The 18,406-nt window shown below is 44.0% G+C and carries 18 protein-coding genes; 12 read left to right on the top strand and 6 right to left on the bottom strand.

Going from position 1 to position 18,406, the window contains the following annotated elements:
- The first annotated feature begins 139 nt into the window (after positions 1-139).
- The 5 genes from AC2JF7_RS00350 (at position 140) to AC2JF7_RS00330 (ending at position 4,824) form a co-directional block, all read left to right on the top strand.
- Positions 140-1,636 carry an ABC transporter substrate-binding protein/permease gene (locus AC2JF7_RS00350; protein ID WP_500725971.1) on the top strand — a complete coding sequence of 499 codons (1,497 nt, stop codon included), beginning with the start codon at positions 140-142 and terminating at the stop codon, positions 1,634-1,636.
- Positions 1,629-2,378, top strand: coding sequence for an amino acid ABC transporter ATP-binding protein (locus tag AC2JF7_RS00345; protein ID WP_500725970.1), 750 nt, complete (start codon positions 1,629-1,631; stop codon positions 2,376-2,378). The genes AC2JF7_RS00350 and AC2JF7_RS00345 overlap by 8 nt, the downstream gene beginning before the upstream one ends.
- Before the next feature lie 178 nt (positions 2,379-2,556).
- Entirely contained in the window at positions 2,557-3,396 is an 840-nt protein-coding gene (locus AC2JF7_RS00340) for a hypothetical protein (RefSeq protein WP_500725968.1), read from the top strand.
- Positions 3,397-3,406: 10 nt separating this feature from the next.
- Positions 3,407-3,775, top strand: coding sequence for a BspA family leucine-rich repeat surface protein (locus tag AC2JF7_RS00335; protein WP_500725966.1), 369 nt, complete (start codon positions 3,407-3,409; stop codon positions 3,773-3,775).
- A 14-nt stretch (positions 3,776-3,789) separates the two neighbouring features.
- A complete protein-coding gene (locus AC2JF7_RS00330; RefSeq protein WP_500725964.1) occupies positions 3,790-4,824 on the top strand; it encodes a BspA family leucine-rich repeat surface protein in 1,035 nt (344 codons plus the stop codon).
- Positions 4,825-4,945: 121 nt separating this feature from the next.
- Here AC2JF7_RS00330 and AC2JF7_RS00325 read toward each other — a convergent pair whose 3' ends face one another.
- Together AC2JF7_RS00325 and pepF are read right to left on the bottom strand one after the other, a co-directional pair.
- Complete coding sequence (locus tag AC2JF7_RS00325) at positions 4,946-5,221, bottom strand: DUF2087 domain-containing protein (RefSeq protein WP_500725963.1); 276 nt, start codon at positions 5,219-5,221, stop codon at positions 4,946-4,948.
- A gap of 117 nt (positions 5,222-5,338) precedes the next feature.
- Positions 5,339-7,144, bottom strand: coding sequence for an oligoendopeptidase F (gene pepF, locus AC2JF7_RS00320; protein ID WP_500725961.1), 1,806 nt, complete (start codon positions 7,142-7,144; stop codon positions 5,339-5,341).
- A 155-nt stretch (positions 7,145-7,299) separates the two neighbouring features.
- Here pepF and AC2JF7_RS00315 point away from each other — a divergent pair, with 155 nt between their 5' ends.
- Positions 7,300-8,463: an LCP family protein gene (locus tag AC2JF7_RS00315; RefSeq protein WP_500725959.1), complete on the top strand. Its 1,164-nt coding sequence runs from the start codon at positions 7,300-7,302 to the stop codon at positions 8,461-8,463.
- Between the two features lie 35 nt (positions 8,464-8,498).
- Positions 8,499-8,858 carry a hypothetical protein gene (locus AC2JF7_RS00310; protein ID WP_500725957.1) on the top strand — a complete coding sequence of 120 codons (360 nt, stop codon included), beginning with the start codon at positions 8,499-8,501 and terminating at the stop codon, positions 8,856-8,858.
- A gap of 312 nt (positions 8,859-9,170) precedes the next feature.
- Here AC2JF7_RS00310 and AC2JF7_RS00305 read toward each other — a convergent pair whose 3' ends face one another.
- Entirely contained in the window at positions 9,171-9,533 is a 363-nt protein-coding gene (locus tag AC2JF7_RS00305; protein WP_500725955.1) for a hypothetical protein, read from the bottom strand.
- A gap of 192 nt (positions 9,534-9,725) precedes the next feature.
- Between AC2JF7_RS00305 and AC2JF7_RS00300 the strand changes: the two genes are divergently transcribed.
- Genes AC2JF7_RS00300 through AC2JF7_RS00290 form a run of 3 tightly spaced genes read left to right on the top strand, consistent with a single transcriptional unit; the run spans position 9,726 to position 12,512 of the window.
- The gene (locus AC2JF7_RS00300; RefSeq protein ID WP_500725953.1) at positions 9,726-11,273 is read left to right on the top strand and encodes an ABC-F family ATP-binding cassette domain-containing protein; all 1,548 of its coding nucleotides are present in this window, start codon (positions 9,726-9,728) and stop codon (positions 11,271-11,273) included.
- Positions 11,274-11,280: 7 nt separating this feature from the next.
- Positions 11,281-12,057, top strand: coding sequence for a threonine/serine exporter family protein (locus tag AC2JF7_RS00295; RefSeq protein ID WP_500725951.1), 777 nt, complete (start codon positions 11,281-11,283; stop codon positions 12,055-12,057).
- A 2-nt stretch (positions 12,058-12,059) separates the two neighbouring features.
- Entirely contained in the window at positions 12,060-12,512 is a 453-nt protein-coding gene (locus AC2JF7_RS00290) for a threonine/serine exporter family protein (RefSeq protein WP_500725949.1), read from the top strand.
- Between the two features lie 202 nt (positions 12,513-12,714).
- On the opposite strand, the gene AC2JF7_RS00285 is transcribed toward AC2JF7_RS00290, so the two are convergent.
- Entirely contained in the window at positions 12,715-13,425 is a 711-nt protein-coding gene (locus tag AC2JF7_RS00285) for a C39 family peptidase (RefSeq protein WP_500725947.1), read from the bottom strand.
- 91 nt (positions 13,426-13,516) lie between these two features.
- The gene (locus AC2JF7_RS00280; protein WP_500725945.1) at positions 13,517-15,094 is read right to left on the bottom strand and encodes a multicopper oxidase family protein; all 1,578 of its coding nucleotides are present in this window, start codon (positions 15,092-15,094) and stop codon (positions 13,517-13,519) included.
- 356 nt (positions 15,095-15,450) lie between these two features.
- Here AC2JF7_RS00280 and AC2JF7_RS00275 point away from each other — a divergent pair, with 356 nt between their 5' ends.
- Together AC2JF7_RS00275 and AC2JF7_RS00270 are read left to right on the top strand one after the other, a co-directional pair.
- Positions 15,451-16,032: a hypothetical protein gene (locus AC2JF7_RS00275; protein ID WP_500725943.1), complete on the top strand. Its 582-nt coding sequence runs from the start codon at positions 15,451-15,453 to the stop codon at positions 16,030-16,032.
- Positions 16,033-16,136: 104 nt separating this feature from the next.
- Positions 16,137-16,757 carry an LVIS_2131 family protein gene (locus AC2JF7_RS00270; RefSeq protein WP_500725941.1) on the top strand — a complete coding sequence of 207 codons (621 nt, stop codon included), beginning with the start codon at positions 16,137-16,139 and terminating at the stop codon, positions 16,755-16,757.
- Between the two features lie 52 nt (positions 16,758-16,809).
- Here AC2JF7_RS00270 and AC2JF7_RS00265 read toward each other — a convergent pair whose 3' ends face one another.
- Positions 16,810-18,315, bottom strand: coding sequence for an O-antigen ligase family protein (locus tag AC2JF7_RS00265; RefSeq protein WP_500725939.1), 1,506 nt, complete (start codon positions 18,313-18,315; stop codon positions 16,810-16,812).
- Positions 18,316-18,406: the final 91 nt, after the last annotated feature.

Raw genomic sequence — 18,406 nt, 5'->3', positions numbered from 1 at the left:
AATTGCTCTATTTACTAGTTTAAGCAACTAGTAAATAGGGCTTTTTTAGTTTACAACGGATAAAGTCCAAAGAAACATTGTAATTTTGTTTTAATTTTTATACTATTATTATTGCAATGTAAAAGACGGAGGGAAAAACATGAAAAAACCGTTGAAGTGGCTCAAAGCAATTATTATCGCGGTAATGATGCTGACGCTGATGCCACAAAAGGCCAGTGCTGCTAAAAGCAGTCAAACACCTCAAGCAAGTGACAACTACCTGCGAAAGGTTGAGCAAAGAGGTGAATTGGTCATGGGTACCAGTCCCGACTTCCCTCCTTATGAATTTGTGCAAAATATTAATGGCAAATCAAAGATTGTAGGAATGGACATTGAAGTAGGGCAAAAAATTGCGCGTGATATGGGCGTTAAGTTGGTTGTCCACACCATGGATTTTGATTCGCTCTTAGTGGGCTTGGAGACGGGCAAGATTGACATGGTTATCTCAGGCATGGATGCAACGCCCAAAAGAGCCCAGAGTGTGGCCTTTAGTAAAGCATACTACAAGGGTGGTCAGGACTTGTTGATTCGGACTGCAGATAAGGGCAAGTACAAGGACTACCACTCTTTTGCAGGCAAGACAATTGGTGCGCAAACGGGAAGTTTGCAGGCTACTTTGATCAAAGAGCAGGCCAAAAAGACCAAGTTGAGGACAATGGACAAGGACAATGATCTCATTTTGGGTCTTAAGACTAACAAGTTTGATGCAGTGGCAGTTGATACTGCAACTGCTAATGCCTTTGCTAAGAACACCAGTGGCATAATGGCTATTCCTTCAGGCTTTAAGGTTGACTCAGCAGGCTACGCAGTTGCCTTCCATAAGGGAGCTGGGAGCCTAGTGAAGGAAGCCAATAAGTCGATTGCCGAGATCAAGAAAAAGGACTTGGTCAACCAGCAATACCTGCCACGTGCTGGCAAGTACCTGACTGCGGGCAAGTCAAAGAAGAAAGGCAAGGCCTCCAACTCAATGTGGGCTTATAAAGACTTCTTTATTGCAGGTGTTGGGTATACCCTCTTTATTTCAATCATTGCCGTTTTCTTTGGCTTTTTGCTAGGGGCTCTACTAGCTTTGATGCGCCTTGGACACAATCAGTTGGCCCGCTCGGTAGCTACAGCCTATGTTGAATTTGTCCGGGGAACGCCCTTAATGGTGCAGCTGCTCTTCATTTACTTTGGCTTGGGTGTTGTAGTCAATATACCAGCACTATTGTCCGGTATTATCGCGGTGTCACTGAACTCAGCAGCCTACGTCGCTGAGGTCATCCGCTCGGGGATTAATTCAATTGCGGTAGGGCAAAAAGAAGCTTCTCGTTCTCTGGGCTTATCGCGAGCAAAGACAATGCGCTATGTTATTATGCCGCAGGCCATGAAGAATATCTGGCCCGCTTTGGGCAATGAGTTCGTTTCTTTGATCAAGGAAAGTTCAATTGTATCAGTGATTGGTGTCAAGGACTTAATTTACCAGTCACGGATTGTTCAGGCGGATACCTACCGCGGAGTCATGCCGCTTGTTATTACGATGATCTTGTACTTTATCATTACGTTTGGCCTCTCCAGCTTAATGAAACACTTTGAAAGGAAAATGAACCATGACTAAGAAGGCCGCAATATTAAAAGTTGAACACTTAAAAAAGCTCTTTGGCGTAAATGAAGTCTTAAAAGATGTTAATGCAGTAGTCGAAGAGGGGCAGGTGATTTGCCTGGTGGGACCATCGGGTGCTGGCAAGAGTACCTTTTTGCGCTGCCTGAACCTGCTAGACCAGCCCAGTGCGGGCAAGGTTTTGTTTGAAGACCAAGAGTTGACTGCATTGAGCGAATCCCAGCTCGATAGCTTGCGTATGAAGATGGGCATGGTCTTTCAGCAATTTAACCTCTTCCCGCACATGAATATAATTGAAAATATTAAGTTGGCCCCAATGAAGGTGAAGGGTCTTAATGATGAGAAAGCCACTGCAATTGCTACGGCACTGCTAGACCAAGTGGGCTTGGCTGATAAGGCTGAAGCATTTCCGGCAAGTCTGTCAGGAGGCCAGCAGCAACGGGTGGCAATTGCCCGGGCGTTAGCGATGGATCCGAAAGTGATGTTGTTTGACGAACCAACTAGTGCGCTTGACCCTGAAATGGTGGGCGAGGTATTGAAGGTTATGCAAGACTTAGCCCAAAAAGGGATGACAATGGTTGTTGTTACCCACGAAATGGGCTTTGCCAAGAATGTGGCTGATGAAGTTTGGTTCATGGCTGACGGCTACATCCAAGAGAAAGCTCGTCCGGAAGAATTTTTTGCCCATCCTAAAACTGAACGTGCACAAGATTTCTTAGCCAAAGTATTAGAAGCATAAATAGAAAACATCATAGACCAAGTGTGATTAATAAAACGCACTTGGTCTTTTGTTTTGTAGCGAAATTGGTTAAAGCTAGCGAAAATTTTGGCTATACAAATTCAAGTGTATTATACTATAACTAAGGTAATTTATAACGGCAGTAATTTTAATATATAATGACAAAGGTAGGCAAAGGATGGGCAAGGTCAAAGGCATGTATGCCAATAGCAGGAAGATACTCTTTAGCAGTTTTACAGCAGCTGCACTAGGGTTAATGGGTGCTGCCAACCAAAAGACGGTTAAGGCTGCGCGTTTAGCAAGTAATCCAGCTGGAGCACTTGCTAAAAAAAGAAATGCGCCAAAGCTAAAGATAATTAATGTGCAGACTAAAAAGTCGCAACCAGCTTTGGAAACTGGACTAGCTCAAAATCATTGGGGGGGGGGTATTTACGAATCCCATTCAACTCCGGCACAAGACGGTATAGGCGATAATCGTGTTCCTGCCAGCGACCAGCAGGCTGAAAATGCTGGACAGGCGAGAGCTGCTTCGAGCGATAAAGCTAATAACTTGAATGAAAAGCAAAGCGTCGCAGACGATCAGACTGACCAAGTCAAGAAGAGAAATATAGTACGTTCAGCGGATATGCTTTATGGCTGGAACAAGAACAATTTAAAATATGAGCCGGGGCAGAATCCATCTGACTTGGGTACCTTGGTTATCACAGGCGGGACAATTGATAACAGCTCTGGCAATTACAATTTAAGCTTGGCTGATTATATTCATAATGGCAAGCTTGATGGCAAACAGAATTCGAATTTTGATAAAATTGTCATTAAGGCGCCTCTAAAAGTTATTGGATCTGCTAGCAGGCTATTTGATGGACTACAATTCAACCAAATTGACGGCTTAGATAATCTTGATACTGCAGAAGTTACTGATATGAGCAGGATGTTTGCGATGATTTCAGGGCCTACCATTTCAGGGCCTGTCATAGCAAGCTTAGACCTGAGTCACCTTTACCTCAAGAGTTACTAACATGAATAGCATGTTTGAAAATGCAAAAATAGCTACTTTGAACGTAAATTCTTGGGATACTTCAAAAGTCCAGGATATGGCCGGTTTGTTTGACGGTTGTGGAAACCTAACTAGTTTAGATTTGAGTTTGTGGGACACTGCGCAAGTCACGGATATGGAAACGATGTTTGCTAATGATTATGCGCTAAGTCACTTGAATGTAAAGCACTTCAATGTTTCTAACGTCACAAACATGCAGATGATGTTTTCATATTGTACCAGCTTGACTGACTTGGATTTAGGTCATTGGGACGTGTCTAAGGTTACTGATATGACCTATATGTTCTTAGATAGCAGCAATTTGGTCACCCTGAACTTGGATGGAAAACTTCCAGTTTAAAGCAAATGTTATCTATGTTTGACGGCTGCTGGAAGCTGACCAGTCTGGATCTGAGCACATGGGATACATCAAATGTTCAAAATATGGGAAGTGCGTTTACAAATTGTGAGAGCTTGACCAGTCTGGACCTAAGTTCCTGGAATATTTCTAAAGATACAATGATTGTGGGCATGTTTTCCAATTTGGCCAGTCTTAACTACCTGAAATTAGGGCCAGATTTTAGCTTTACTTATGATGGAAATAATACAAACTTGCAGGACCCGACCAAGCCTTCAAACCAGTATTCTTGGTTCAACATTACTAATCCGCAAGTCACCGGCCTTACGGGTTGGAAGTCAGACAAGCTGTGGCAAACATATAAGGGTAATGATGCAGGAACATATTACTGGGGTACGATTGTCTGGGTGCATTATCAAGATGAGCAGGGACACCCGATCCAGCCCGACATCGTATTAAAGGGTCATAAAAGTGGTGACTATACTGTAGACTATCCTGATGTGGGCAACTACATATTTGATCATATTAAAGGTGGCGTCAGTGACCATGGCAAATTTGGTCTGACCTCACAGGAAGTAACTTGTGTATATAAGCCTAAGATTGGTCAATCTCAGCCAGCAGATCCTGTGCCAGCTCCTCCCAAACAACCACAACCAGTAATCCCACCAGCACCAGTAAATCCTAGCCCAATATCTCCGACGCGGCCACAGCTAATAACTCCTGCAGCACCAGTTGATCCCAATCCCACGATACCCACTAGACCGAATGGCTCTAATGGTAAAACGTCTACAGCAAACAGCAATACCCATGAAGGAGAACCAATGACAAAAAGCCAGCATAGAACAGTTTCTGTGCAGACTAGCCATAAGGCAAGAACAGTGAATACAGCAGCTATACCGTCTACGCAGTCGTCTAATCGGCAAAAGCAGACAAAGAGCTTGCCGCAAACTGGACAAAATAAACAGGCAAATGCAGCTTTGATGGCGCTGGGTGGATTAATGTTAGTTGGGGCAATAGCTAGTACGCTTTTTGGCGACAGGAAAAAAGACTAGTATTGTTAAACTAAATATTTGAGAAAATGATCCGACCCCGAAATTAAGACAATTTTGGGAGTCGTATTTTTATGGTTAAAATTATCTAAACAAGATAAAATTGTGCTCTTTGGTCTTTGATTTATGCACTCATTGATTGATTTAACCAATAAAGTTTGCCATCGTCTGTCCTGCATAAAAAGTGCTTATCGATTAAGTCGCGTCTGCGCGTAACGTAATCAGCAATGAAATTCATCAAGATAGCATTCACTTCCTGCTCACTATATTTTTTGGCTGGATCAAACTTGCTGGCCAGATATTTTAAGACCAGCAGTCGCCTTTTTTCCTTTCCGGGCCAGGTTTTCACCTTACCGGCAGAATCTAAGTATCGTTGTAAGTAGTCATTATCTTTCATCATGAGTTCCTATTGTCTAGTGAATAAGTAACGTAGGTGGCTGTTAATTAATAAGACAAGTATAACATCAAAAAAATAAGGGGCTCACCATGTGGTGAAACCCTTATTTAAATTCAGCGGCTACTTAAAGTTATGGTTAACAATTGTCTTAAACTCATTAAGCCGTTTGGCAAAGGTGGCAAAGGCCTCTTCTAAGTAATCAGGCTTGGTCATGTCAACACCTGCCTTTTTCATGATTTCAACGGGGTAGTCGCTGGAACCAGACTTGAGAAAGTCCAGGTAGGCTTCTTTTTGGTCAGGAGTACCATGAACCACATTATTGGCTAGAGCAGTTGCAGCAGCAAAGCCAGTTGCATACTGATAAACATAGAAGTCGTAGTAAAAGTGCGGAATGCGCGCCCACTCCTTGGCAATATCTCCGCCAGGGACTACGCTAGGCCCATAGTAACGCTGGTTAAGGTCACCATAAAGGCTGTCCAGGCGCTCGGCAGTTAGCGCTTCGCCGCGTGCATCTAAATCATGGATGGTCTGCTCGAATTCGGCAAACTGGGTCTGCCTATACAAGGTTCCCTTGAAGGAGTCTAGGTAGTAGTTGAGGATGAAGGCACGTGTTTGTGGATCGGTTACTTGGTCTAAAAAATATTCCGTCAAAATGTTTTCATTAGTCGTTGACGCAATTTCAGCGACAAAGATGGGGTAGTCGCCGTACACATATGGTTGGGCCTGCCGGGTGTACATGCTGTGGACAGAGTGGCCAGTCTCGTGGACTAGAGTGTAAAGTGAGTCAACATTGTCTTCCCAATTGAGCAGTTCGTATGCATCAGTATCATATGAGCCGCCAGAATAAGCCCCGGTCGCTTTGTTTTGGGATTCAACAACGTCGATAATCCGATTATTAAAGATATAGTCAACCTGCTTCAAGTAGTCGCTGCCTAATGGAAGTAGAGCCTTCTTGGCTTCTGCTTTAGCTTGCTCAAAGGTATAAGACAAGGCAGGCTTGCCAGTCAGAGGAACGTACATGTCCCACATCTGCAAGTCATCTAGACCAAGAATCTGCTTACGTAAGTCCACATAGTCATGGAGCAGGTCCAAGTGTTCGTCGACTTCTTGGATAAGGGTGTCATAAACAACAGTAGGTACGCCATTTTCATGCATTGCAGCATTGCGAGCAGAATCGTAGTGGTGGACGCGTGCATCATAATTATGAGTCTTGACTGCACCAGCCAGGGTTGCAGCCAAAGAATTTTCAAATTGGCCATAGCTGGCATACATCGTGTCAAAGGCGCCGCGGCACACTTTGCGGTCTTGCGACTGAATCAGCAGACTATAAAGGCCATCGGACAACTGCACCATCTCGCCTTTATCATCTTGCACATAGCCATATTCCATGTCCGAGTTAGTCAAGACGTTATAAGTATTTTCCGATGCACTCATCGCATCTTTAGCGTCAGCAACTAGTTTTTCTTCTTGGGCTGACAACGTATGAGGACGTTTGCGCGTGATTTGGTCGAGTAAGTGGTCATAATCATGCAGCCGTGGTTCAGCTTGCTTAAATTGGTTGAGCTTGGCGGTGGAAAGGCTTAAGATAACTGGGCTCATGAATGCAGTTGCGGCTTCAAACTGGCTGGCAAGCGTCTGGACCCGGGCAACGTAACCCAGATAGTGCGCATTGCTGGTGTCAACATCGCTGGCCATTGTGGCATACACGTAGACTTTTTCCAGTTTGCGTTGGACTGCCAAAATTTGGCCCAAGCCATGATAAAGATTCTTGCCAGATGTACTGAAGTCAGCCTTTAGACTGCTCAGGTTTTGCACAGCCTGCTTGGTTTGCTCATATTCTGCTTCCCAGTCTTGGTCAGACTTGAATACGCGGGTGAGGTCCCACTTTAATGCATCTGCGACCTCTGTTCTCTTGGGTATTGTCATTAAAAATTCTCCTTTGCTTGTTTGGCATAGAATTGTGCTAATATGTTAAAAACCAAAAAATAAGATATTATTAATTATCTTTGCCAATATTTCAATTCAGGCTTATAAGTGATAAAAATAAATATGGATAATTACGGAAGGAATTAATTAGTGGAATGAATCCAAGTTCAAAACGGCGAGAAGATTACCGTCAAAGGCGGTCTTCGCTCAATCTTCATCGTAATCATACTCTAGCAGCACCAACCAAGGCGCTGAAAGGAAATGTTTTTGCACGACTCTGTGGTATCTTAGCCACGGTGTGTGTTTGCTTTGGTGTCGCCTGGGCGGCACACATGTATTTTTCTTTGCATAGTGCAATTGACGGGCAAAATGGCAATTCGGCTATTTCAGCACGGATTGCCAATAGGCAGCCGATTTCAATTTTGATTCTAGGTGTGGATCAGGGGATTGAGGGTCGCCATGACCGGGGCAATTCTGATACCCTGATCTTGGCCACTGCCAATCCATCCAAAAACAAGGCAACAATGACCTCAATTCCGCGGGATACCCTAGCTAATATTTTAGGCGACCCTGGCGACAAGTACAACATGTTTCGAATTAATTCTGCTTTTGGCGTGGGTGGAAGTACTGCCTCAGTCAAAACGGTTTCGGCTTTAGTTGATGTTCCAATCTATTATTACGTTGAAGTCAACATGAAGGCGCTCAAGAGTCTGGTTGATGCAGTTGGCGGTGTCGATGTTAAGGTGCCCTTCAACTTCACTTATGACTGGTGTGATTTTCACAAAGGCAAGCAACACTTGAATGGGCGGCACGCAGTAGCCTATGTGCGGATGCGCCATGACGACCCGCGCGGCGACTATGGCCGGCAAGTACGTCAGCGGCAGGTGATTGAAGCAGTTGTCCACAAGGCTATCTCTGTTGACACTATCGGCAACTACCGTAAGTTGGTTAAGATTTTTACTAAGTATGTTAAGACTAACTTGACCTTTAATGATATGCTGGCACTGGCTTTGAACTACCGCAATTGTTCCCGGCACATTGATAGTGACCACATCCAGGGCCATGATGCTTGGATCAATGGTGCGTCAATTCAAGTGGCTCCAACCAAGGAGCTGCAGAAGGCATCAGATAAGATGCGCAAAAATCTTGGCTTGGACAAGGTGGTGCTTGACAATGATGAAACGCGGCTTAACAAGTTGAATGAGCAAAACAATAACATCAAGTGGAGTGACCCTAGTCCCTTCACCAATTACCAAATTTATAGCTCGGTTGTTACCAGCGAAGGCAGCGACACGACAGATTCATCGGCCAATAACTAGCTACCAAAATGATATTTGAACAATAGGAGGATGGAATGCGCAAACCAGCCCTTTTCCCGGTTATTTATGGCGTGCTATCAGCACTGATTGCCTTTATTGCAGTATTTTTTATTTGTCTGAACACATTTCAGTGGGCTCTTTCTGGTGCTGTGCTTGGTGCAAGTGCTTTTGCCCTCTTCTTCTTTGTCCTGTCCTGGTTTAGGGGACATGCATCGGTGGAAATCAAGCGGATTGCACGCGAGTTTAATCTAACAGATGAGGACCTGGCCCAGATCACAGGTATGAAGAGCACCGACTTTCCCATTTACCATAACAAGCTGCAGTTAATCCTGCCTAAACGCTACTGGCCTAAGGTGTTGGAAGCACTGCAAAAGTATGAAGAAGACCACCAGTAAAAAACTGAAGTCAGATTGCTTAAATTTTACTGGTTAATAGGGCCTTTTTGCAGAGGTTTTTCCAAAATGAGCCAGACAGCTTTAACTAAATTTCAAAGGTCCAAAAAAGGCAAAACACTATAGATGTGCTTTGCCTTTTTTGGTCTAATATTTAAACTGGGAATAATGGCGGTCTTTTAGCTGCTGGGCAAGTTTAGCTGACCGATATTCGTGGCTAGCATGCTCAATACCAGCGCCAAAAGCTATAGTGAGAACTTGGTGGCCGTCTAGCTTAGCAACATTATAGAAGATGCCATCACCAGCTACTTGATACTAGCCTTGAACATTTAGCCACTTGCGTCCATGTGCCCTAGGATATCCTGCAATAACTGCCCAGTTATTCTTTTTCTTGGTAAACATAGGATCAATCTTCTTTTTGCCTTGCTTAGGATGCAGAGAAGCCAAAATCTTTTTGCCCTGGTCATCGTAAGATATCCGCTGTTTCTTAGTGAATATTTCTTTGGTGACCTTATTGCTGTCACTATCATAACGATACCAAGTGCCACGTATCTTTTTAGGAAAGAATGCGTTGCTGGTCTTAGCCTGGACTGGGGCACTTGAGGTGATGGCAGCTGCGCTAGCTGTTTCAACTGTCACTATGGCTGCAAGCGCAAATAAGATTTTCTTTAGCTTCATTTTTATTCTCCTTGGCATGTAAAGCGAAATTGACAATATTATAGAGCAGATACAATAAATAATTAGAATAATAATGACTTTATTTTGCAATAACAGCGCCGATACGACCTGAAAATTTTGGTTGCCAAGACAAGCCAAACGAACAACTTTATTATATACTAAGGCGAGTCGTATTTTGAAAGAGGATTGCTAATGAGTTTATTGACGGTTAAAAATTTGGGGCAGAGCTTTGTGGACAAAACATTGTACGAGGATGGGAACTTTGTTCTCAACAAAGAAGACCACATGGGCGTCACCGGTCAAAATGGGGTGGGCAAGTCCACTTTGATTAAGATTTTGACAGGCGAGATGCTTCCAGATGAGGGTCAAGTCAAGTGGCAGAACCATGTGACGGTTGGCTACCTTGACCAGTATGCCAAGCTCACGCCAGGAGTCACGATTCGGGGCTTTTTGCAGACGGCTTTTGAACCGCTTTATCGCAAGGAAAAGGCGTTAAGCGACCTGTATGCCCAGTACGCAGATCAAGGCGATAGTAGCCTATTAGATCAGGCGGGCAAACTGCAGACATATTTAGAAGAAAATAATTTTTATGGCATTGATACAGAAATTGAGCGTGTGGCCTCAGGTCTAGGATTGGCCGAATTAGGCTATGAACATGACGTGGCTAAGCTTTCTGGTGGACAGCGGTCCAAAATTATTCTAGCCAAGCTGCTCCTTCAGAGTCCTGAAGTCCTCTTGCTTGATGAGCCCACTAACTACCTTGATGTTGGTCATGTTGACTGGTTAGTAGGCTACCTCAATGATTTTGCTGGTGCCTTTATCGTCGTCAGCCACGACTATGATTTTTTGGGGCGAATTGCTAACTGTATCATTGATATTGATATTGGAACGATTACACGATACACGGGAACGCTCAAGCAGGCCATGCTACAAAAGTCTGCTAACCGTGAAACCTACCTGAAGGCATATACCAACCAGCAGCGCAAGATTGCCAAGACGCAGGCTTACATTAGCAAGAACAAGGCCGGGACGCGGTCCAAAAGTGCCAAGTCGCGTGAAAAGCAGCTGGCTAGGATGGATATACTTAACCCGCCCAAGGGTAACAAGCGGGTGCACTTTGACTTTCCCTATCTAGCAACGGCGGCCAACTTGCTTTTGCAGACGCAAGACCTGGTAATTGGCTATGACCAAGCCTTGGTCACTGAAGCCTTCAACTTCTCTGTTGGTGGCAATGAAAAAGTTGCTATCACTGGCTTTAACGGGATCGGTAAAACGACTCTGCTTAGGACGCTGCTAGGGCAAGTGCCACCAATCTTTGGCTCTTTTGAATTGTCAACCACTGCTAAAGTAGCCTATTTCAAGCAGGACCTTGTTTGGCCGAACAATAACATGACGCCGCTGCAATACTTGCAAGAAGAATTTGACCGCAAAAAGCCCAAGGAATTGCGTGGTGCATTAGCTCGTCTGGGCGTAACTGCACAGCAGGCAATGAGTCCGCTCAAGAAGCTATCGGGCGGCGAGCAGGAGAAGGTCAAGCTGGCCAAGATGCAGTTTGAACCAGCCAACCTCTTGTTTCTTGATGAGCCAACCAACCACCTGGACCGTGATTCAAAGGATGCACTGCGACAAGCAATTGTTAATTTTCCCGGTGGTGTAATTATTGTGAGTCACGAGCGTGATTTTTTCCAGGGCGACTGGATTGATAAGACGATTGATATTGAAACAATGAATAAATTTTGAGGGTACCATGTCTAGTCAGCAGGATAAACTTTTTTACCAAGAATTATTGGATACATGCTTGACCGCCGGTGAGCTAATGATTGAGGGCGGAAGCGAAATGTACCGTGTTGAAGATACGATGATCCGCATTGCCAAAAGTGCAGGCGAACCAGATCCACGCGTTTTTGTTGTGCCTACCGGGCTTTTTATGAGTTTAGACCGGGGCAATTACTGTCAGAGCATACTGGTGCATGAACGCAACATCAACTTAGAATTGGTTGATCGCATCAATTCGCTATCGCGGGCCTTTGCTGCACGCGAAATTGACCTAAGCCAGGTCAAACAAAAAGTGGATGAGATTGCTCACCAAGGCGTGCCTACTTTTCCACTTTGGCTGCAGACGATTGGTGCGGCTGTTTTAAGTGCAACACTAATGGTCATGTTCATGGACGACTACGATTGGATTGACTTTCCGGCGGCCGCAGTGGTAGGCGCCATTGGTTTTGTTTCTTTTTATTACTTTAAGCGCTACACTAATATTAAATTTTTAGCAGAACTCGTAGCCACACTCATCATGACTACTGTTGCGGTCGGACTTGTACACATTTTTCCGCATATGACCATTGACAATATTCTTACTGGGGCGCTCATGCCTCTGGTTCCAGGGCTAGCTCTTACCAATGCCCTGCGTGACCTCTTTAAGGGTGACTTGTTGTCCGGGATTGTCCGCGTCTGTGAGGCACTTTTGACTGCCTTTGCGCTTGGCGGGGGTGTTGGTATTATTTTGAAATTTTTGGGAGCATAAAAATGCCTTTCTGGTTAGAAATTATTATTAACATTACTTTTGCTTACTTGGCTTCTGCAGGCTTTGCCCTGACCATCAATGTACCTCGGCGCGTTCTTAACTTGGCTGGCCTCAGCGGAACTATTAGCTGGATGATTTATTGGCTAGCAATGCGGGCCTTCATGGGGCGACTCTTGTCCAACTTGCTAGGGTCATTTGCTATTGGCATTTTAGGGATGGTCTTTGCACGCAGAAAAAAGTGCCCGGCCACAGTCTTTTATATTCCAGCAATTGTCCCGCTGGTTCCCGGTGTCCCAGCTTACCAGGCTGTTCGGGAATTGACGTCTGGCAACCTTAATGGTGCCAGCGATGCTTTCTTGCGCGTGATTATTGTTACAGGCTCGATTGCTTTAGGGATGCTCTTGTCCAACATGTTTGTTGAAATCTTTTTTAGGGTAAAAAGATTTTACAAATGAGGGCAGAACGCCTATAATAAACAATACGAGTCGACAAAAACGCGAGATGCGGATTTGGATGAGGACGCCTGCCTTAAGTGGCAGACACGGGAAGTGTCGGCTGTTGACCAACCTGATGTGAACAGAAGTAGTCACCTATTTTTAATGGGCCTCGATTTGAAAAGAGCAAGTTCTTAAGTGAACTTGCTCTTTTTTCATGCTTTTAACTAATGTATAGGGCCTGCTTGCCTTGCTTCTTGTAGCTGCTTTCCAATTTTTGCCAGGATACGACCTTGTTCTTATGACCGAATGGATCATTGACGTAAACCTTTTGGGTATCCCGGTTGAAGCCAGTGATGACGCAAGCATGTGAAGAGGGTGTAACATGAACCGGACCTTGAGCTGTCTTCCACGTCTGCATGTCTTTTACCCGGTTGAAGGTAATGGTGGTGATGATCATAACAGGATGGCCATCTGATACCAGCTTAAGCACCTGGATAAAGTCACGCCCACTTGCATTCTGGATGCGGTTGGTATATCTGCGGGCGACTTGCTCTAGGGGCTCATTATAAACGCACCAACCAGCGTTAGCCTGGCTCATATAGCCTACAAAGCCAACATGTGGGTTGCCACGGTACTGGCCATCGCTGCTAAAAGAAGAAACATGCTTAATGTTCTGGGACAGGTCTAACTTGCTTACCTTGATGCCATAGTAACGCAAAAGCATGGCTAAAGAGGTTACCTCACAGCCATTAGGAAGCTCGGGGTATTGATTTTCCAAGGGCACATCCAGTTTTTGCTCCTGCTTCAATGTTAACCAATCGAACTGGTTCTTGAAGTCCGCAGAGTTAAGGGCAGTCCAGACTATACCGATGATCACCACACTAAAAAAGATAATGATTACGGGACGACGGGAAGATTTTTTCTTGCTCATAATAAGCTTATTTAAGCATAGAAATATTGGTTAAAGCAAAAAATCGCCCAACAATTGAGCGATTTTTACTAATTTTTATTGTTTAAAGATATTAGTGGTGGCTGGCACCTGAAAGTGAATCCATTGTGTGGTCAACACCAGTGGTTTCCATACCTTCAGTATCCATTCCTGGGCACCAAACTTCATTCATTGGAATGCCTCTTTCTTCGGCAAAAGCCTTGGTCAGAGTTTGCATATCCATTAAATCATACTTCTTATCTGGTTCCTTTGGATCAACGATTTGGATCTGAGCCATCATACCAGCATCTTCGTGCTCGATGATATGGCAGTGATACATGAAGACTCCAGGATTTTCAAAGCAAACTTTAACACGGACAGTTTCTTGTGGAGCAACCTCAACCGTGTCCTTGTAGACGTTTCTTTCGTTAGGGTAAGGTTCCTTGCCATCACGAGTGATAACGATGAAGTGGGCACCGTGAATGTGGAATGGGTGAATCATTCCATTGGTCTTGTCATTAGTGTTGGTAATGTCCCAATATTCAGTGCTCATGAGCGTTTGCTTCATGTCAATTCTGTCCATCTTGAATTGTCTGCCGTTGATCAGGTTGTGGTTGTCCATTGTGACCTTGCGGATTTCTGCCTTCGGGTCAACGTCTGGATAATCAGGTACAAACAAGGTGTCAGGAATTATGCTGTCGTCGCGTTCATACTTGTGAATTCGGAATTCAACCAGTTTGAAGTCATCAGTGTAAAGGTTGACAACATCGCCATCCTTGTAGTCACCAAAGTCAACAACGACTTGTTGACGCTCGCCTGGTCCGATTAAGATCTTAGTCATCTTAACTGGATGCTCTAAGAAGGAGTCATCACCAGCGATTTGGGTCATTACCAAGTCATCAGAAAAGTGCAATCTCCACTCACGGCGGTTAGAACCACCCAAGAAGAGCAAACGTACTTTTTGAGTAGTAACATCAACGTAAGGACGAACAACAGCATTGATAACTGGAACTTCACCAAAGATACCCATTGGATTGTAATCAGTCTTGTAATCAAATTGATTGTCTTCGTGGAAGATCCGGTCCTGTAAAATGATTGGGAACTCGTCCTTACCATAGGTTTTAGGGATAGGAAGCTTAGCTTCGTTGTCATCAGTAATAACAACACCCATTGCAAGGCCCATCCAAACTTGTTCAGCAGTTGATGGACATGGGTGAGCGTGCAGCCAAGTTAGAGCAGCAGGCTGGTTGACATAGAAGTCAATTTGCTTTTCTTCGCCTGGATATACAGGTGAGTGACAAGCACCATCAGCGCCTGGTCCGGGAACGTCCATACCATGCCAGTGGTATGTGGTCAATTCTGGCAAGCTGTTCTTCAGGGTTACGTGAACGTGCTGGCCAGTCTTTAAAACCATGGTCTTGCCCAAAACTGGGAAGTTGTAGCCCCAAGTATGGGTCTTCTTGCCAGGCAAGAATTGGAATTCGCCTTCTTGAGATTCAATGGTGAACCAAATGTCATTGCCTTCTTGCTTGTCAGGTTCCAAAACTGGAGGAACAATTAATGGTTGTGCTTCAACGCCCTCAGGCATGTGAAGGTCCTTGTATCCCATACCGTGATTTTTGTCAAAATCTTCGGAATTATAGAAATAATCTGTGTAAACTTTATTTGACATATGTGTCTACCTTTCAGTTAAAAAATTTAGTTGAAAATTTTTAGTTACATGATTAATTTACACTTTGTGAAAACGCTTGTAAAGTACCTAGAGGCCTATTTTGCGAATGTTAATCATAAATTAACTTTTGGTAGTTGGACAAAGAGAAGTTGTTATTTTATTTGCTAGTACAGGCCCCGTAATTATTGGCTTTTATCCAGGAGGAAATCTTGTAAACGCTTTGGAATTTTGTTTTTTTAGAGCAATGTTTTTAAAAAAGATTTTGTAAAGAAATAAAAATGAATTGTTTTTAGATACGAAATTAGGTATCGTAAAGAAGAATAATAAGTGATTAACATGAAAAAGGATTTTTTAACTTGGAAATTGATTTAAAAAATTTAAACGAAAAAATAGCCCAGCAAGATTACTTGCAGGACTTGGAAACCGTCAAGTACGCTGACATTAGCAAGTCTAAGGCCAGGGTTAAGGAGCTTGCTTCCAAGATGGTTCAGGAAACTGCTACAGCAATCAAACATGGGTCTTTAAGCCACGTGGCATTGGAAGTAAATGGCCAGCGTCCAGTTACCTTTGCACTAGAAAGCAACATTATCAACCTGCCTTACAGTAATTATAAGAAGGTGGCGAACTTTTTTGAGGAGGGCAAGAACTATCCTGTTTTTGTTTACTTTGAAACGCAGTCTGAATATCTGAATGCATCGGGCTTTAGGATTGACCAACTGGCAACAGAAGAAGAATTAATGCAAGATGAAGCTGGCGTTATTGCTAAGTTGGCAGAAGCTATTGGAGATAAGCTGCAACATGTGCGTGAATATGAAAAACCAGCAGCTCCTACCAAGAAGAAAGTCGAAGCAAAAAAAACGGCGAAAAAGACCGCGCCTGTTAAGACTAAGACGCGCAGAACGGCAACTAAAAAGGGCACTAAGACCAAGAAAAAGTAGCTGTTGGGAGAAAGCGGTTTTTAGGGTTAAACTAAAAGGGGCATTAGTAAATAACTACAAGTAATTGTTTTGCAATATAGTGAAAGCAATCACAGGAGGCTGATATGTTTAGTTGGAATCTACTGGGCATTTTATTGTGGGTCATTGTTATACTTTATTTAGTGTTTGTAATTCAAAATATTCGCAAGCGCAGGATTACTCTGATTATCAAAAAACACCGTCGGTTTAGCTGGCCTAATCTGGCAGTTGATTTTTTGGAAGTATCGCTTTTGGTGGTCGGTTTTGTTTGGCTTTTCAGCCAGACCATGCTAGATAATCCTGACTTGGACGATACAAGCAAGATTTCATCAACGATTACCTACCAGCCGCTAGTTATAAACACAGGTACAGGGAATTCAAGTTACGTAACGGTTGACTCCAAAAAGAAGAAAATCGGGACGCAGACCTATACTTATTACCGTGCTGGAAGAAAGTCGCGGGTTGCAAGCGACTTTGCAAGTGTTGTCTATGGTAAAAAGCCGCTTGCTTTAAATGCTGCGCGCATTCCATACGACAAGAAGGAATTGTTGAAAATGGACCGCAAGTACCAGCGGGCATATGTTGCAGTTTATACTGCAACATATAAAAAGGTCTGGCAAAACGGAATTGGCCTCCACGCTGGACACAACGCAATGCGATATTACCTGATCCGGGTGCCAGACGCCTCATTCATCAAGAATAAATAGTTTTTATGTAAAAAGCGTGGAAGTCGCTACTAAAGTGATTTCCACGCTTTTACTATTGCTTTTTTCTTACTTGGACGAGCAAGTTGCCCTCTACAAAGGCCAAGATAAAGCTGGCTGTTAAAAAGTCCATGACGTTGCCAGAGGAAAAGGCAGCTAGCAGGATGGAGCTGGTTGAAACTAACAGTGAACTGACCAAGTAAGTTCGCGCCGCTTGAAACCTGAGCCAGCGGTATGCAGCATAGGCAAGCACCGCCAGGTACGGACCGACAAAAAGCAGCATGCCGCACCAACCCAAGGAGTAAACCTGTGCAGCAAAGTCGCGCTCAAGGTTAAAAATATTGTTTTCTCGCACAAAGGAGATGCCCAAGAACTTGTCCCAAGGGTTGTTGTTGGTTTTGACGACTTGATTAAGCATGGCTTCTTCCACGTGACGGTTTTCCATCCGGCTTTGGCCAGGTTCGCGGATGATTTTCAGCCAGAACTCGGGATCATACTGGTAGGGGTAGCTCTTGAAGACGAACTTGGGGTTGAGTGCGTATGCCTGGTAGTTTTGCTTGATAAAGTCACGCAAAAAGTTGGCCCTGCCCTCGCCGCTAGGGTATTTTTGCAGTCCAGCCGCAAGGGCCTGCTTTTTTTCACTTAAGTCGTGGTCAGATTGTTGGGCCAGGTAAATTTCGTAATTGTAGCGTTGGATTGCTGGCCCAAAGGGCAAGATGGCGAGTGCACCCAGTTCAATGAGGATCGCAACAGCGACTGCCTTGCCAGCTTTTTGGACATCCTTAATCCAATACCGGTGAATAAGAAACAAAAGGAGGCTGACAACAATACCGCCAACTAAGCCAATAGCTGCCACCTTGGTGCCAATCTCAATCATTGCCAAGGCTTGGACTACGTTCAAAAGAACAGTCTGCCAACTGAAGGCGGTAAACATGTAATAGAGCATGAGTGGCAACAGCATGAAGAGGACCGCTGAAACCATGTTGGTAAAGTTGAAAAAGCCTTTCGAAGCCATGTGCGAGTAGCCAATGTTAGGGTTAATGAACCAGGCAAAAATATTTGCGCTGATTGTTCCTGTCTCGTATGACTTTAGCGAAATGACAAAAAGGTTGGACAAGACAATCGTTCCCGAAAAAAGTCCTGAGAGTCCCTCAATTACTTGTCGCAGTTGTTTCTGCGTGAAGTGCAACTCACTGGTTAAATAAATTGTTACCAGTGGCAGGGTCATCCTAATCAGGTAAAAAAGTTCGCCACTGGCTGAATAACCATAACCATTGGGACTGATGCTGGTAAAGTTTTTGACATGGACAAGGTGCAGGGCAGAATAAAGAATTAGCAGGGCCAGATAAACTAGCAGCCATCTTTGTGCAGTTAGCTTGTGCCAAGACTTTTTTTGGCTAAAAAACAAGCAAGTCACTACTGCAATAGCTAAGATTCGGATAATTGTAGGCAGGGTAAAGGGCAATATTTCTGCCAAGGGGCCATGATAGAACCAATAAAGGTCTAAAAAGGGCTGAATTATAATGAACCAAAATAAAATGGTTCTGGCTTTTACTTTCACTTTTTTCTCCATCATGAATACACAAATATTTTATTAGCCTAATTGTAGGCAAAAAAGGGGCAAAAAAAAAGAGCAGCGGGATGAAATCGCT

Source organism: Lactobacillus sp. XV31L (assembly GCF_059900865.1).
This window is presented reverse-complemented; position numbering and strand designations above follow the sequence as displayed.

Bases quoted from the DNA above. Each gene is read 5' to 3' on its own strand.
- AC2JF7_RS00335 (WP_500725966.1), top strand. From the start codon at position 3,407: ATGTTTGAAAATGCAAAAATAGCTACTTTGAACGTAAATTCTTGGGAT.
- AC2JF7_RS00305 (WP_500725955.1), bottom strand. From the start codon at position 9,533: ATGAAGCTAAAGAAAATCTTATTTGCGCTTGCAGCCATAGTGACAGTT.
- AC2JF7_RS00310 (WP_500725957.1), top strand. From the start codon at position 8,499: ATGCGCAAACCAGCCCTTTTCCCGGTTATTTATGGCGTGCTATCAGCA.
- AC2JF7_RS00280 (WP_500725945.1), bottom strand. From the start codon at position 15,094: ATGTCAAATAAAGTTTACACAGATTATTTCTATAATTCCGAAGATTTT.
- AC2JF7_RS00330 (WP_500725964.1), top strand. From the start codon at position 3,790: ATGTTTGACGGCTGCTGGAAGCTGACCAGTCTGGATCTGAGCACATGG.
- AC2JF7_RS00345 (WP_500725970.1), top strand. From the start codon at position 1,629: ATGACTAAGAAGGCCGCAATATTAAAAGTTGAACACTTAAAAAAGCTC.
- AC2JF7_RS00285 (WP_500725947.1), bottom strand. From the start codon at position 13,425: ATGAGCAAGAAAAAATCTTCCCGTCGTCCCGTAATCATTATCTTTTTT.
- AC2JF7_RS00350 (WP_500725971.1), top strand. From the start codon at position 140: ATGAAAAAACCGTTGAAGTGGCTCAAAGCAATTATTATCGCGGTAATG.
- AC2JF7_RS00315 (WP_500725959.1), top strand. From the start codon at position 7,300: ATGAATCCAAGTTCAAAACGGCGAGAAGATTACCGTCAAAGGCGGTCT.
- AC2JF7_RS00290 (WP_500725949.1), top strand. From the start codon at position 12,060: ATGCCTTTCTGGTTAGAAATTATTATTAACATTACTTTTGCTTACTTG.
- AC2JF7_RS00325 (WP_500725963.1), bottom strand. From the start codon at position 5,221: ATGATGAAAGATAATGACTACTTACAACGATACTTAGATTCTGCCGGT.
- AC2JF7_RS00340 (WP_500725968.1), top strand. From the start codon at position 2,557: ATGGGCAAGGTCAAAGGCATGTATGCCAATAGCAGGAAGATACTCTTT.
- pepF (WP_500725961.1), bottom strand. From the start codon at position 7,144: ATGACAATACCCAAGAGAACAGAGGTCGCAGATGCATTAAAGTGGGAC.
- AC2JF7_RS00295 (WP_500725951.1), top strand. From the start codon at position 11,281: ATGTCTAGTCAGCAGGATAAACTTTTTTACCAAGAATTATTGGATACA.
- AC2JF7_RS00270 (WP_500725941.1), top strand. From the start codon at position 16,137: ATGTTTAGTTGGAATCTACTGGGCATTTTATTGTGGGTCATTGTTATA.
- AC2JF7_RS00300 (WP_500725953.1), top strand. From the start codon at position 9,726: ATGAGTTTATTGACGGTTAAAAATTTGGGGCAGAGCTTTGTGGACAAA.